At 56.7% G+C, this 13,565-nt stretch carries 22 protein-coding genes and 1 pseudogene; 8 read left to right on the top strand and 15 right to left on the bottom strand.

Going from position 1 to position 13,565, the window contains the following annotated elements; genetic code table 11:
- Positions 1–23 precede the first annotated feature (23 nt).
- The 5 genes from HYE77_RS30800 to arr all read right to left on the bottom strand — a co-directional run bounded on the left by HYE77_RS30800 (position 24) and on the right by arr (position 2,196).
- A complete protein-coding gene (locus HYE77_RS30800; RefSeq protein ID WP_177070363.1) occupies positions 24–425 on the bottom strand; it encodes a TonB family protein in 402 nt (133 codons plus the stop codon).
- Between the two features lie 132 nt (positions 426–557).
- Complete coding sequence (locus HYE77_RS30805) at positions 558–980, bottom strand: hypothetical protein (RefSeq protein ID WP_003207738.1); 423 nt, start codon at positions 978–980, stop codon at positions 558–560.
- Between the two features lie 104 nt (positions 981–1,084).
- A complete protein-coding gene (locus tag HYE77_RS30810; protein ID WP_102370267.1) occupies positions 1,085–1,453 on the bottom strand; it encodes a VOC family protein in 369 nt (122 codons plus the stop codon).
- 48 nt (positions 1,454–1,501) lie between these two features.
- Positions 1,502–1,708, bottom strand: coding sequence for a DUF1737 domain-containing protein (locus HYE77_RS30815; RefSeq protein ID WP_008435062.1), 207 nt, complete (start codon positions 1,706–1,708; stop codon positions 1,502–1,504).
- Positions 1,709–1,779: 71 nt separating this feature from the next.
- On the bottom strand, positions 1,780–2,196 hold the full coding sequence (arr, locus tag HYE77_RS30820) for an NAD(+)--rifampin ADP-ribosyltransferase (RefSeq protein ID WP_023658807.1): 417 nt from the start codon (positions 2,194–2,196) through the stop codon (positions 1,780–1,782).
- A gap of 92 nt (positions 2,197–2,288) precedes the next feature.
- Between arr and HYE77_RS30825 the strand changes: the two genes are divergently transcribed.
- Positions 2,289–2,747, top strand: a complete 459-nt coding sequence (locus HYE77_RS30825; protein ID WP_102606039.1) for a GNAT family N-acetyltransferase — start codon at positions 2,289–2,291, stop codon at positions 2,745–2,747.
- A 51-nt stretch (positions 2,748–2,798) separates the two neighbouring features.
- On the opposite strand, the gene HYE77_RS30830 is transcribed toward HYE77_RS30825, so the two are convergent.
- The gene (locus HYE77_RS30830; RefSeq protein ID WP_032899360.1) at positions 2,799–3,116 is read right to left on the bottom strand and encodes a hypothetical protein; all 318 of its coding nucleotides are present in this window, start codon (positions 3,114–3,116) and stop codon (positions 2,799–2,801) included.
- Between the two features lie 5 nt (positions 3,117–3,121).
- Positions 3,122–3,283: a hypothetical protein gene (locus HYE77_RS30835; RefSeq protein ID WP_023658806.1), complete on the bottom strand. Its 162-nt coding sequence runs from the start codon at positions 3,281–3,283 to the stop codon at positions 3,122–3,124.
- A gap of 354 nt (positions 3,284–3,637) precedes the next feature.
- On the opposite strand from HYE77_RS30835, the gene xth reads away from it, so the two are divergent.
- Entirely contained in the window at positions 3,638–4,456 is an 819-nt protein-coding gene (gene xth, locus HYE77_RS30840) for an exodeoxyribonuclease III (RefSeq protein ID WP_102368989.1), read from the top strand.
- Positions 4,457–4,529: 73 nt separating this feature from the next.
- Here xth and HYE77_RS30845 read toward each other — a convergent pair whose 3' ends face one another.
- Complete coding sequence (locus HYE77_RS30845) at positions 4,530–5,558, bottom strand: alpha/beta fold hydrolase (protein ID WP_177070365.1); 1,029 nt, start codon at positions 5,556–5,558, stop codon at positions 4,530–4,532.
- 219 nt (positions 5,559–5,777) lie between these two features.
- On the opposite strand from HYE77_RS30845, the gene HYE77_RS32765 reads away from it, so the two are divergent.
- The 5 genes from HYE77_RS32765 to HYE77_RS30865 all read left to right on the top strand — a co-directional run bounded on the left by HYE77_RS32765 (position 5,778) and on the right by HYE77_RS30865 (position 8,607).
- Positions 5,778–5,912, top strand: a complete 135-nt coding sequence (locus tag HYE77_RS32765) for a hypothetical protein (RefSeq protein WP_023658805.1) — start codon at positions 5,778–5,780, stop codon at positions 5,910–5,912.
- 82 nt (positions 5,913–5,994) lie between these two features.
- Positions 5,995–6,822 carry a hypothetical protein gene (locus tag HYE77_RS30850; protein ID WP_134326554.1) on the top strand — a complete coding sequence of 276 codons (828 nt, stop codon included), beginning with the start codon at positions 5,995–5,997 and terminating at the stop codon, positions 6,820–6,822.
- Between the two features lie 428 nt (positions 6,823–7,250).
- The gene (locus HYE77_RS30855; protein ID WP_134326553.1) at positions 7,251–7,460 is read left to right on the top strand and encodes a hypothetical protein; all 210 of its coding nucleotides are present in this window, start codon (positions 7,251–7,253) and stop codon (positions 7,458–7,460) included.
- A 93-nt stretch (positions 7,461–7,553) separates the two neighbouring features.
- Complete coding sequence (locus tag HYE77_RS30860; RefSeq protein ID WP_177028272.1) at positions 7,554–7,892, top strand: hypothetical protein; 339 nt, start codon at positions 7,554–7,556, stop codon at positions 7,890–7,892.
- A gap of 28 nt (positions 7,893–7,920) precedes the next feature.
- Positions 7,921–8,607: an SOS response-associated peptidase gene (locus HYE77_RS30865; protein WP_177028271.1), complete on the top strand. Its 687-nt coding sequence runs from the start codon at positions 7,921–7,923 to the stop codon at positions 8,605–8,607.
- Here the strand turns inward: HYE77_RS30865 and HYE77_RS30870 are convergent.
- Together HYE77_RS30870 and HYE77_RS32770 are read right to left on the bottom strand one after the other, a co-directional pair.
- Positions 8,601–8,888 (bottom strand): helix-turn-helix domain-containing protein, encoded by a 288-nt coding sequence (locus HYE77_RS30870; protein WP_008431807.1) that lies wholly within the window; start codon positions 8,886–8,888, stop codon positions 8,601–8,603. The two genes, HYE77_RS30865 and HYE77_RS30870, sit on opposite strands and share 7 nt — an antisense overlap.
- A gap of 230 nt (positions 8,889–9,118) precedes the next feature.
- Positions 9,119–9,229 (bottom strand): annotated as a pseudogene (locus HYE77_RS32770) (lysis protein); the annotation flags it as partial.
- 447 nt (positions 9,230–9,676) lie between these two features.
- Between HYE77_RS32770 and HYE77_RS30875 the strand changes: the two are divergent.
- Positions 9,677–10,204 (top strand): hypothetical protein, encoded by a 528-nt coding sequence (locus HYE77_RS30875; RefSeq protein WP_177023111.1) that lies wholly within the window; start codon positions 9,677–9,679, stop codon positions 10,202–10,204.
- Positions 10,205–10,322: 118 nt separating this feature from the next.
- Here HYE77_RS30875 and HYE77_RS30880 read toward each other — a convergent pair whose 3' ends face one another.
- The 5 genes from HYE77_RS30880 to HYE77_RS30900 form a co-directional block, all read right to left on the bottom strand.
- Positions 10,323–10,847, bottom strand: coding sequence for a lysis system i-spanin subunit Rz (locus HYE77_RS30880; protein ID WP_177070367.1), 525 nt, complete (start codon positions 10,845–10,847; stop codon positions 10,323–10,325).
- Complete coding sequence (locus HYE77_RS30885) at positions 10,844–11,377, bottom strand: glycoside hydrolase family 19 protein (protein WP_177040406.1); 534 nt, start codon at positions 11,375–11,377, stop codon at positions 10,844–10,846. Before HYE77_RS30885 ends, HYE77_RS30880 begins: the two co-directional genes overlap by 4 nt.
- 57 nt (positions 11,378–11,434) lie before the next feature.
- The gene (locus HYE77_RS30890) at positions 11,435–11,989 is read right to left on the bottom strand and encodes a tail fiber assembly protein (protein WP_177070369.1); all 555 of its coding nucleotides are present in this window, start codon (positions 11,987–11,989) and stop codon (positions 11,435–11,437) included.
- On the bottom strand, positions 11,990–12,700 hold the full coding sequence (locus HYE77_RS30895) for a phage tail protein (protein ID WP_177070371.1): 711 nt from the start codon (positions 12,698–12,700) through the stop codon (positions 11,990–11,992).
- Positions 12,701–12,767: 67 nt separating this feature from the next.
- Positions 12,768–13,388 carry a hypothetical protein gene (locus HYE77_RS30900; protein ID WP_250884703.1) on the bottom strand — a complete coding sequence of 207 codons (621 nt, stop codon included), beginning with the start codon at positions 13,386–13,388 and terminating at the stop codon, positions 12,768–12,770.
- Positions 13,389–13,565 lie beyond the last annotated feature (177 nt).

Below are 13,565 nucleotides of genomic sequence, written 5' to 3' on the forward strand. Positions count from 1 at the left end.
CCCGGAATTTATCCGCAGGTCAGCTACAGCCGGCGTGGCGGTGAGCCGGCGCAGGCCACGCCCTCCAGGCAGAATACAAACGGGGCCACCACTTGAATCTCGCCTTTGAGCAGCATTGAGGGTGGAGGCGCAGGCACTGGCGACGCCGCCGGAACGAATCTCTCCACGGCGCTGACGAACAGATCCGAACCTGTATGGCTGATGACTTTGTGGCGTATCAGGTTGCCTTTGGCGTCGACCACGAATTCAACCCTGACCAGGCCGCTCAATCCTTGCAGGCGAGCTTCTTCGGGGTACGACTTGAAGTGATTGAGGTGAGTGAGCAACTGGTATTCCCATAAGCGTTGTTCTGCCAGTTGTTCCCGGGTGGGGCCGCTCGTGCAGGCACAAAGCAGTAAGACAAGTGCAATCCAGCTGTATTTCATAAACGCAGTTCCGTTGACGTTTGGTGTGCAAGGTGAGGCTAATCAAGGCTCGGTGCGTCAGCGTGTTATCCAGGTCGAACAGAATGGCCCGTGGGTACACGAATGCTTCTTGTGGAAAACCAAATCTGCCTCTCAGGCGGTGGTACTGACGATGGAACCGGTACCGCTTCCACCGTCGGAAGTCAGTGCCTGCAACAACGCCGAGGACGCAGACTGCAATGCAGCTGCCGTTGCGGCAATCTGCGCCTGGGCGGCAGCCACGGCGGCCGCTTTGGCGTCTGCGCTTTGATTGCTGGCCTGGGCCTTTTGCATGTTTTGCTGCTGCTCTTGAAGCTGCTTTTGCAACTCCGCAATCTGCTTTTTCAGCGCCTTGACGGTGTCGGACTCCTGCGACGTGGATGCCGCCTGGCCGCCACCTGCAGCGGGCGCACTTTTGGCACCCGTGTCCGGGTTGAGACTCAAGGTTCCAGAGTCTTCGGTCTTGGAGCTATCGCTGACGCTGGCCGGACTTGGGTTGGCGGGTACTGAAGCGAGACTGCTGACGTTCGTGATCATGTCAAATATCCAATTCCGGTATCGATGTTAATTGATCGGCGCTTAAGCTGATTACTTTAACCCGTTATCGACCCTACCGAACCTTGCTACAGCGACGGACCGATTCAGCGGCGAGGTCTCGAAAAGACGTTGACCAGGCTTCCATCCGGATCACGCAGCAATACCGAAGTGTTGCCCCATGGCATGACCGTCACCGGCATCACCACATCAGCCCGACCGATACGCAGCAGGACGGCCTCCACATCGTCCACTTGAAACTCCAGGATCGCCGAACGGTTGCTGGCGGCGACTGCCAGTCCATCGTTGTGAAGGCGGACCAGGCGCTCATCGGCTATGGCCAGGACGACGCCGTCGAGGTGAATTTCAGCGAACCCGTCAGCCAGGTGCCTTGGCTCGACAGTCGAAAGGTTGTGATAGAACTGAACGAGCCGTTCAAAGTGGTTGGTAACGAGACGAACAGACGAGAATTTCATCATTTGACCTGACAGGAGTGAGAGAACTCACCTTAATTCAAGCCCGCGTCAGTTCCTGACAGTAGTGTTGTTATCGGCGTTCCAAACCACAGCCTGTGCCACCACCACGTACTCGCCATTGAAGGTTGCCGCTGGCGAGCCGTAAAGCTGGTAACCCAGCGCAAGCGCTTCAGAGACCCGGTGACAGAAGGAGGCATCGTCCTTGCCTGTCAGGATCCGATAGGTAGGTAGGCCTTCAGGAGGGGAATTCTGCATGGGAGCACCTGCTGGAACAGTTAAGGAAAGCCACTTGGCGATCGGGTGACGCCGGCTTGTTCCCGATGATATCAGTCGATGATCACATCGCGCCCCTCGGCCTTCAAGCGCGCGAGGTTGTCCTTCATCTGCTGCAACCGTTCAGGCGGATGCCCGTGCCATTTCGTGACCTCCGCCACGACGCGCAAAGGGTCAGTGGAGCGATAGGAAAGCGTGGGATTGCCGGGAAACTTCTTATCCGTCACGTTGGGGTCATCCATGATTGCCCCCGTTGGCTCCACAACATAAATCCGTTCCCGCCCACTGCCGAGCGCCAGCTCAGCCCCCCAGATGGCGGCATCCAGCGTGCCCGCAAAGTAAACCCAGGACAGTGCTTTACCTTCTGTAAAGTTGGACGGGTAGCCGACGCGGATCAGATCGCCGGGCTCCAGGTCGGCCCGGGTGCCGTGAAAGAACTGACGGATGAACATGCCAGCGGTATTTGACATGGGCTCGTTGCTCCGTGGATGAATGTTATGTTTGGATGCGAATGCCCCCATCGGCTGGGTTCTTCTATACCACCGCACCTCAGGAAACCGTTGTGACGAATCTGACCATACGACGCGCCAGTATCGAAGACTTGCCTTTCATTGTTTTGCTGCTGGCAAATGACTCCCTGGGGGCTGTTCGAGAAGATAGCAGTCTTCCGCTTCAGAGTTCCTACACACGAGCGTTTGAGGCCATCGACGCAGACCCGAACCAGTTTCTTGCCGTCGCTGTGGCTGATGAAGAGGTGGTCGGTACTCTCCAACTTTCTTTCATTCCGAATATTTCTCATCGGGGCGCATGGCGAGCTCAAATCGAAGCCGTCCGCGTGCACGAGCGAATGCGTGGGAGCGGATTGGGCCGGCAATTCTTCGAATGGTCGTTTGAGCAAGCACGTCAGCGCCACTGCCAACTGATCCAGCTTACCTGTGATCGTACGCGGCCAGATGCTCATAGGTTTTATGAGTCCCTGGGGTTCTTGCCAACCCACACAGGCTTCAAGATGAAGCTGTGACCATTCGAGGCGAGCTGGCCCGGCGTTTGATTGCCGGGCCAGAGGGCGGAGTCAAAGCAATACAGTAGCAAGCATGCCCAAGGCGCCGAGGACAAACCCGATCAGTGCGCCACGCCCTGGTGCTTCATGGAACAGCGCCCAGACCACCACGGGCTCAAGCAGCAACAGGGAGGTGACTGAGACCACGGTGACGACCCAGATATCACCGACCGCCACGTACCCCAGCCAATACGCACCCAACAGGCAAAGCCCGGCAAAACACATCAGCACAACGGGAAGGACGAACGCCTCCCATGAACCATGCCCTGTCTGGGCAAGCCTGGCGGTTACCACCTCGCTGTAGATTGCACAAAACTCCCCCACCACCATCAACCCTAGAGCAGAAACTCCGAGTAGTTCTTTGGACATATCAAAAACTCCTTCGTATTCAACGCAATATTTTTCAGCTCCCAGCGAGCAATGCCGCTGCCCAGGAGCGTGATGCAGTGATACGAAGCAGCCTTGAACAGGCCTGAATTACCGAAGTGCTTTTCCATGCTCATGTCCTTCAAAGGGTGAGTCTCAGCGCCCGGAAAAGGGCGCTCGCTGCGATCATACGTTCCGATAGCCCGCCTGAACAACCTGCCCCCTCTCGGTCTGCCGCGAAGTGCTTCTGCTGGATCAGTGAGCGTTGAACCAGTCGGGGGCACAACCGGAAAATGACACCAATGGTCGTTTCAAAAACAGGTTCCGGTCGTAATGTCAGTGAGCACAAGCAGGCTTGCTGTAGTCGAAAAGAGGCTTTGCGACTAAACCGGTATAGGGGACATCGCCAAATGAGCAAGGGTAGGCCCCCTACCCCCACGGTGGCCGAACACCCGGCGCACCCGGCACATTGAAGGACCGACGCCATGCAGAACCTCAAGATCGCGACATTCAATGTCAACGGCATAAAGACGCGACTGCCCAACCTTCTGCAGTGGCTGGAAAAGGAGCGCCCGGACATCGTCTGCCTGCAGGAACTGAAGGCGCAAGACAACGCGTTCCCCGCTGGAGAACTTGAGGCGGCGGGCTATGGCTCATTGCACCATGGCCAGGCATCCTGGAACGGAGTGGCAATTCTCGCGCGGGATTCCGAACCTCTTTTGATCCATAAGGGCCTGCCGGGAGCCAAGGACGACTCGCAGTCTCGATACCTGGAAGCGGCTGTCCATGGCGTGATTGTCGGATGCCTGTACCTGCCCAACGGCAACCCTCAACCCGGGCCAAAATTTGATTACAAGCTCGCGTGGTTCGAGCACCTGATCTCCCACGCTGCAACACTGCAGGCCAGCGAACATCCGGTGGTCCTGGCCGGTGACTACAACGTGGTGCCCACCGACCTGGACATCTACAACACCCGCTCATGGCTCAAGGATGCCCTCCTCCAGCCAGAAAGCCGTGAGTGCTTTCAAAGGCTGCTTTCCCAGGGCTGGATCGACTCGCTGAGGCACCTGTACCCGGAAGAGCGGGTGTACACGTTTTGGGATTATTTCCGTCAGCATTGGCAGAAGAATTCCGGGCTGCGCATCGACCATCTGCTGCTCAACCCGGTACTCGCGCCGTACCTGAAAAACGTCGGCGTAGATGCATGGGTACGGGGTGAAGAGCATGCCAGTGATCATGCGCCGACGTGGATCGAGATCTCATCACGGCAAACCCGGTCAAGAAAGAAGCCAAAACGCAGTTGATCACAAGCCACGACGCAGACTATCGGCACGCGTGCCGGTACCCGACTCACCCATCCCAAGGTGTGATCCGGGCTTACTGATGGGGCACGAATTTCGCGAGCATCAGCCAGCGACTTATGGCCGCAACGAGTTCGGTCTTGCACTCCACCGGCAGCCAATGCCCGCCAGGCAGGCTCGTCACTGTGAGGTCTGCGCAGGCCGCGCGCATTGGATCGCCCAACTGATTGCCGTTGATGGTATTCATCGGGTCGTAATCACCGTTCACAAACAGGACGGGCATGGACAGGCGGCCGCCATCGGGTGCGCGATGGGCGTATTCGATGTTGGCGTCGTCGTTCAGATACCACGCGCAGGGCGTGCGGAAACCATGCTCCTCGAACGTGCGCACCAGTACCGCGAAGTCCGTCTCGGGCCAGAGCGCCGAGTCTGGTGGGGTCGGGGGAGCCCGGTGCGCTTCGCCAAACCGCCCGCCTTTGCGGGTCACTTCTGCATTGGAGGCGACCCTGGCGATGCTTGCAGGGTCGCCTCTTCGATAAATCGACGCCAGCGATGCTGCTTTGTCCGCGTCAAGATCAGCCACGGCGGACGCAAAATGCGTGTTGTAGTAGCGGTAATAGTCCCATTGGCCGTCTGGATACTGGTCGGTCGGGTAAATCCCTCGGTCAACCAGCGGTATGAGCGTCGCCAGCGCGTTCGTGGAAGGAAAGTACGGAACCGAAACCAGCACAACGCCGCGGCTGCGCCAAGGTTCATGGGCGACCAGTTCACCGGCCACGACGCTGCCCCAATCGTGGCCCACCCAGATGGCGGGCGTTCCACCGAGATGGTCATGCAGCTCTGTCATGTCTGCCACGATGTTTTCAATCGTGTACGCATTGATCGCGGCCGGCGCCGAAGAGCCGCCATAGCCGCGCATATCGGGTGCGACACAGTGCCAGCCTTGGGCAGAGAACGCTTCCATCTGTGCACGCCAGATCAAACCGAGTTCGGGCCAACCATGCAGGAACATCATCAATGCCCCATCGGCAGGTCCCGACTCCAGATAATGCGTTGTGTGACGGGGCGTACTGAAGATGCGCGAAGTCAGCTTGAAAGTGGACATAGGATCTCCTCATGTCATACCGGCGCGATGTTTCACTGTAGGTCACCTCGAGTGCGTGAGCACCACTGCCCGCGTATTTTCAGGTCGCGCTTATCCTGGGATCGGGAGCAAAAGAACTGAAGCAACCACACGTCAATCAACGTTGTAGAAAATTTGAATTAGCCAGTTGCCCGGCCGGTCAAGAATTATGAACGCAGTAAATCTGACGAGGTAACAGCAATGACTATCCAGGCAGAGACACTCGTACAACTGACCGAAGCCCTGCAAGAGCGAGGCATGCATCTGGTTTCAGATGTTCACTTCACCCGCGCGCCCTATCGGCAGAATCACCTCTGGGTCTGCACCGTAGCGTAACGATCCCTTATGATGCTTGCCTGCCAGAAGGTCGCCAACCGCGACAGATGGATCAATGCGAACACTCTTATGGATAAGCCCGATGCGGATCAACGTTCTGACAATTTCCCTGGCCACCTTGATGATGACCGGGTGTGCCAACCATGGCGCCAAGCCTTCGACGCACGCGCTGGCGACTCAAGATAACGTAGTTGGCATCTGGGCCATGGTTCCTCTGCGCAACGGAATTGCCAACGTGGTCGAATACAGCGCAGATGCCAAGGCCACCTTGCATCCATTCAACTGCGCTGAACCCGGGAAGCACCAGGAAAAAGAAGTGAGCGACTTCAAGGTGTCCGACGATGGAAAGGTCATCCATCTCAAATCACCTTCAGACAACTTCGACCTGAAGGTCCTGGCATTCGACCCGCAGACCATGACGCTGAGCATGGATGTTTCGGATACGAGCCTGACCTTCAACTACGTAAAAGTCAGTAACGTCGCACCGCTGTGTGCCCTTTATCCAAACGCCGCCGCTGAAGCTGCGCGCAAAACCCCTTTCAAGGCCAGTGATTTTGTAGCGGATCCCGGGATACCTGCCCACTCCGGTATGGAGCGATATATTGGCAAGTGGGCAAATGACAAAGGTGAGCCGGAGGTAGAAGTCATCATGGGTCCCAACGGCAGTGCCTACCTCTACATGGCTTCCAGCAAAAACTGGCACTTCCTGTACAACGAGGTGCATTGGGTAGGCGACGAACTGCATTTTGAAAGCTATGCCTATTCAGACCTTCCCTCTCTTTACAGCCACCCTTTCCATAAATCCAAGACCCACAGCATTCTTCAGCCGAGCGGCGACGGAGGATTACGTTATTCGATCTTTATCGATAAGCGCCGGTACGAATTTCCATTGAGCCGGGCGAAGAACTGAGGTTGAGGTAGCGCAGTACTGTTGCGATGACCGGGCGGTGCATCTGCAACGCAGAAGGCAAGGAAGCCTCGCAAACGAAGTGGATTGCGGACCTGTTGAAAAATTGCCGACCGGAAACAAACAAGGGCTTGCATCAGCTTTCGCCCGCAAACCCTTGGTTTTAGATGGTGCCCGAAGCCGGAATCGAACCGGCACGCCCTTACGAGCGGGGGATTTTAAGTCCGAAAGCTAATCCTTTAAATACATAGACATAGAAGCAATTCCTTTCCGCATCAGAGATAAAAATGACCCTCTACAGCCCAGCAAATTCAAGGGCCGGCATTTTTTTGCGGAAAGGAATTAACCCCTCCCCGGCGTCCTGCCGACCGAACACAAACCACCCAAAGAACGCCGACTGCTAAGCTGTTCACTTCACCAGAGGAACGCCGATGCCCAACTCAGACCTGCTCCCTTCCCTGCTCTCCAAGTTGTACGAAAACCAGTTGGCCCTCGAAGCCTCCATCATGGAGCTATCGAACTGGGTTGAGCAGCGCGGCTCAGCCGATGTAGCGGAGAACATCCGCGGCGCCCTGCACACCATCGACGAGAATGAAGAGTTCATCAAGCTGACCCTGGCCGTCCTCATGGCGCCCGACTGATCGTCGGGTAAACCTGCAGTTCGTCGCCTCAGGCCTTTCGCTTGTCCAAATCTCGAATACTGTACGCGCATACAGCATTCGGAAGTACGCCCCATGAACATCGATGAAGACACCTGCGAGTGGCTTGGCATCCCCACGCCTCTCGAAATGCATAAACAGCATGCCCGCCTACTGGAGAACGAGGTCCAGGAACTGAACCTCCAACTGCGTAAAGCGAGGGCGGACATCTTCGGCCTGGTCGCGATGCTGGCTGAAGCGCAGGCAAAGAAAGACGAATTCTCAGGATATCTAAGGCAGCGCGGCGCCGAAGCAGCGGTCATGCGTAAGCAGATCGACACCCTCACAACATCAGAAAGAGTCAACGTGCGCGAAGTGGAGAGGCTGCGCGGGATGCTGAACGACCTGATGTCCCGCCCGAAAACCATCGTCTAAGCTCAGGTTTCAGATTGAGGGCTTGGCCATGTGCGGAAGACTTTCCCAGTACAGCGGCATTCATGACTTCGTTGCAGCGCTGAGCATGCCAAATGCACTGGCGAACTCCGTGGGTGAGTTACCCCTGGAGCGGTACAACGTCGCCCCGACAACCCAAGTCGCCCTGCTCCACCTGCAGGGTGACCAGCTGCACGCCGACCTGGTGCGATGGGGATGGCGCCCGCACTGGGCCAAGGACCGCGCCGCGCCGATCAATGCCCGCGTCGAGAAGGTGGCCCACGGCCCGTTCTTCCGCGCAATCTGGCCGCACCGGGCAATCACGCCCATCGACAACTGGTTTGAGTGGGTGGACGAAGGCGGACCGAAGAAGCAGCCCTACCTGATCCGCCGGCGGGACGGTGCACCCGTGCTGTGCGCCGCCATTGGCCAACTGCCCGACAGCGACGAAGGCCCTGGCGAGCATGACGGCTTCGTGATCATCACCGCCGACAGCGCCGGCGGAATGGTGGACATCCACGACCGGCGGCCCGTGGTGCTGACGCCGGACCTGGCTAGGGAATGGCTGGACCCGGCCACGCCCAAGGAGCGAGCAGAACAGATGGTGCTACACCAGGGCGAACCGGCCGAGGTTTTCGAGTGGTTCAAGGTCGATACTGCCGTGGGCAATGTGCGAAACAAAGGGCCGGCGTTGATACATAAAATAATGAATCAGTGAATGAGCTCTTTTGCCTTTTCAAGACACTCCGTCGCGCTATCCAGCGCCTCAGCAGCCTTGGCCGAATCCGCACTACCGTTCTCTGTGCGCTTTCCAGTAATCACGAACAGGATATCGACGCCGGATTTCGCGACCGACGCGAGGTAATCCGCCCGCGGAAAACGAATCCCACTCTCGTACCTTCCCTGAGCATTCACTTCCACTCCACCAATCGCACCAATGGCAGATTGGGACAATCCAAGTCTAAGGCGTTCAGATTTCAATCTTGCACCGATGCTCATGCCTGTATATCCAAATGGGTGTACTCATGGGAGCCATTGAATACAGAGCAAGTTCCCGCCTACAGTTTTCTTCATCTACCGAAAAACCACATGACGCCCACCACAGCAACGACCCACCCCAGCGTCAAAAGAAAAGAGAGCCCTGCCAGCTGCTTGTCCATAAGTGCCTGTCAGTTTTAATGGAGAATTGCCGTCCTGAGCATCCAAGCCAAAAGCGTAGCTCATCATCCTCAGTGCGCAATCGCCCTGACGTACGCCTGGCACGCCCGCAGCGCGATCACGGCATTATCCCCGGCGTCGGTGATGCCGATAACTCTTTGAACATGCGTTGGGTTAAGCTGGGTTAGCTTGCGTAGGAGCCTACGCTGGCGCAGGACAGCCGGCGACCCTTAGAGGTGCTGCATCCGCAATAATGACAGGAGCGGTTGCCGGATTTAACACACCAACGACAACCGCTCAGTCAATAGGACTTGCTATAGGTAGCGTATATGCGTCAGGTTTTTGCAGAAAGCATCGAGCTAGCTTGGTTTAACGACGGACTGTCTGGGATATCCATGGATATGAGCGAAAAAACGTTTCAACGGGGCTTAAAAGAGCTACTGGTTAAGCAGTTTCTAGCACCACGTTCCCCATCCACGCTCTGGTTCAATCCTGCTCTTTTTCCAGGACGACCGAGTAAAATTCATTACCGAATACCGTAGGAAAAGCACTCGCGACTCCTCCACCCCGGTAGCAGTCACGATTGAAACCGAAGCAGAGATGTAATGGTAAGATTGAGGATTAACTACGTGATTGAACTACGGAAAAATATAGCCGCATTTATCTTATTATTAATGTTTTCGGCAAGTGCTTCAGCGCTAGACGCAAACATGAGATTAGAGAACATCAAATCTTTAGGCTTAAGTGTTGAAATACCAACGCAATTCACACCATTATCTGAAAAGCTAGCTGAAATTAAATATCCATCAAAAAGAAGACCTCAGGTTATTTACAGCAATGAAAGCGGCTCTGTATCTTTTGGCATATCAAAGTTAAAAAAACCGGAACTAGTTGGAATTGATGAAATCAAAGATAATATTTTAATCGCCATGAAAAACTTAGCACCTCAAGCTTCACAGATCGAGGCTGGGGGCAATAAGGCATGGCTTATAACATTTACATCGAAGGGGCTCGATGCTGACATATTGAATATGCAGCTATATATGCTATCAGATAATAATTTGATAATTGCAACATTTAATATGACTGAGAGCAATGTCAACGAATATCAGTCTCTTGGTAAAAAAACACTTACCTCAATAAAACTGAATGGATAAACAGTGCAAGGCTCGCTCCGCTTTGTGCACGAAACAGGAGTCTTGGCTGGACTTGCAGGGACGTTCTGCGGGGAAGGTGGCCGGGTGGATGTTGACGCATCCTGCCCGGCCGCTCCTTTTACTTCGGTGTAGAAACCTCTTTTAGGTAGGCCTGACAGGCTCGCAGGGCGATCAATCCTTGGTCTCCGGCATCGGTGATGGCGATAATTCTTTGAGCATGCGCTGGGTCAAGTTGGGCTCGACGGGCTGCATGAACCACGCCGACGGCGCCGGGGGCGGCAGGCACGTCGCAGCCACCGGCTGAATCCGTGGCGTCGAGAAGGACTGACAACCGCACATCAGCAGTAGCAAGACGGTCACGCAGCAGAGCCTGGTTGCGCTGGGCATCGGATAATTCCTTGGTGTGTTTTTGATCGGCAGCGGCCAGTTGCTGCTCGGTGGCCAGGCGCTTGTCCTGCTCGGCGCGGGCCTGGGCGGTAGCGGCACTGCCGATCGCGTCAAGGTCCGTCTGGAACTGTCCCGCCTGCTTTGCCAGCTTCCCGTCATACCGCCATTCCTGCACCTGCCAGGCAGCGCCGAAGCTCACGGCCATAGCCAGCAGGATCAGCGCCGCCAGGCTGGCCAACTTCTGCACCGGCGTCATGCCAGCACCTTCAGCGCCACTTTGTACAAAGCCTGGCGATCCTCCAGGCCGTTGATGCCGCCATTGATACGACGGGTGATCTTCAGGAAATCGCTCTGGTCCGCCAGAGTGTTCAGCCCGCGGGTAGACCAGAACCAGGCCGCCGACATCGCAGCGTATTGCGGCTGCTCGAGCAGTTCCGGGCGACTGATCAGGTCCAGGCCCAGGGCCTCGCCGCACGCAGCGTAGTTGGCCCGGCCAGTAACCTGGATCAGGCCGCGGCCACGGTATTTGAAGCCATCGCCATTGACCTTGTTGCCCAGATCGGAGCGCCCTTCGTAGCCGGCCTGCTGCGGCGTGGGGCCCCACAACTCTTTCAGCCAGCGGAACTGCCCCGACTCATGCCCGATCTGGGCGATGAAGGCAGCGATGCGCAGGCACGTGACAATTCCGTACTTGGCCATGGCCGTATTCAGCACAGGAACAAAAACGCCGGCTTGTCGGCCGGCGTTCGGGAGGATCTGTAGCAACTGCTGCTCTGTGATCGGCATGCTTTTCTCCAGGCAATAAAAAACCCGCTCAGGGCGGGCGGCTTCGACCGTTTGCAGTTACGTAGGCACGACGGGCCACTCAATGGCATCCGGGTACTGCGGTTGCTCAATAACCCGGCTCAGCGCTACTCGGTATTTCTTCCAGGACTTGAGCGCCGCGAGATCTGTGTCCGTCGCTTCGTCGACATCCACGGCATCCTGAAGTGGCGCGATCGCATAGTCAGCGAGGGCACGCAACCGCACGATCTCTGCCAGGGCCCTTTCCAGCAGTGCCTCACCAGATGTAGTTGGCTCAAGTAACGCCGCGGTCGGGAGTGACTCCACCGCCACATGCAGGGTGATGCTGTGAGCTAAGTCTGTTGGCTCACCGTCCTTACCCACACTTACCGCCAGCACGCCGTCGTTGTAGCTGATGCCGACCGAGCAGGCCGAATCGACCTGATTCACCGCGTAGCCCCAGCCTTCTGGCGGTGGGACCATTCCAAGCGTGCCGTGCACCAGGTACTGTCCCGGGCCCGGGTGCTCGGTCGTAATGGTGTTGACGCCCAAAGACGTGACATCAATGACGGCGCCGTCGGCGCCTAATATGTTTACTGCTGCACGAGTGGTCATTTAGATAGCCTTCAGTGTGCCGTCGGCGGCGCGGGTCGTGTTTTGGGTGTGGTACAGCTCTGCCCAGGCCGTCCAGTTGCTGGCGGCCCGAATCCTGAAAAACATCCTGTTCGCCGTAAGCGCCGTCCACATCTCATTTGCGTAGGCGCCGTTAGGGTGCTGGTTGTGAATGCCATGCCCCTGTCCATCTATGGTGCCCTGGCCTATCGGAACTCCAGTCGTGGCTGCTGTCGTGTTAAAAAACTTGGTCACGTTCAGGGTGCTCAGGCTGCCCGCCTCCGTGATGCTTGAACCACCCAGCCCGTAGTCGCCAGCCGCCAATGCGCCGAGAATCGCCCGGGCGGCGGGGGCTGTTGTCGCCCCTGTACCGCCCTTCGCCACCGGCACAATGTTTTCCGTCGAGACCGCGCCCAGGCCGGCCAGGGTGGCGCCCCATTGGTTGACGATCTGCCGAAGTTGATCGGCGGAGTCCTTCACGTAGCCCTGCATCGGCGCCAGGGCGTACGTACCCGCGGAGACTGTCGCCCCCAGGTAGTTCGGCGAGATGGTCAGCACCGTGTTGCTGGCGATGTTGGTCACCTCATACCAGCGCCCATCGGGCCCAGTCCATGCATCACCTACGCGCCCGTTGGCACTGAACGACGTGCCTGTGCCGGTGACGGTGCTGGAATTCAATGCAACTGCAACTGTGCCGGCTCTGTACCAAGGCATACTTTTCTCCAGGAAATAAAAAAACCACTCAGGGCGGCTATTGGATATTGAATTGTCTGATGAACGGCTAAATCACTGGCTTAGCGAACACCACGGGCACATAAAATGTCGCAGCGTTAGAGACTCCAATCGTAAACATCACAATCCGGTTGTTTGCGTAGTCCCACACGCAGTACAACTTAGCGCCCTTGCTAGAACCGGCACTGACATCCATCCCTATGTTGTTGATCATGATGTAATCGCCGGAGTCCAGGGGGGATGGCGCTGTAAAGTTGACCTGGGTCTGACCCTGCGGTGTTGTGCTGGATCCAATGTAGGTCCATGCCGATATCGTGCGGGTGAACTGCGCACACGGTGTCCCGCTATCAAACAACAACTTTCCTTGCCCATCCCATAATCTAAACCCGTACTTTGCAGTGGGAGTTGCCCCGCCGAACGAGGCCACGAAGAACTTTCCAGAGCCCATTCCCAAGAATGAGAAGCCCGTCCAGTTGCCTGCGGTACCGGTTATCTTGGCGTAACTTATGGTTACCGAGGCACTGGGGCGAACAAACACCAAAGGCGGTTCCTGGGTGGTTATCGGCGCCGGGAAGACGATAGGTCCGCTGTAGTCACCTTTGTACAGGACGACCAACCTGGCAAACTCCGAATCGATGACCACGACACCTGAGTCGTTGGTAAACGACATTCCATAAGACGCCATTATCGGTACTTCATCACTAAAAGCCTTTGTGTGGCCAACCCTGGGGCCGGCGGTGACGACGGATTTATGCTTCGGTTAACGTACCAAACCCTAACTACCCCGGACATGACTTGAGGCTCGTATTGGATTGCGTTCAGGTTCTGTGCGCTGGGGTCTTCAGGG

This window comes from Pseudomonas sp. IPO3774 (genome assembly GCF_013386835.1).
Lineage (GTDB): Bacteria > Pseudomonadota > Gammaproteobacteria > Pseudomonadales > Pseudomonadaceae > Aquipseudomonas.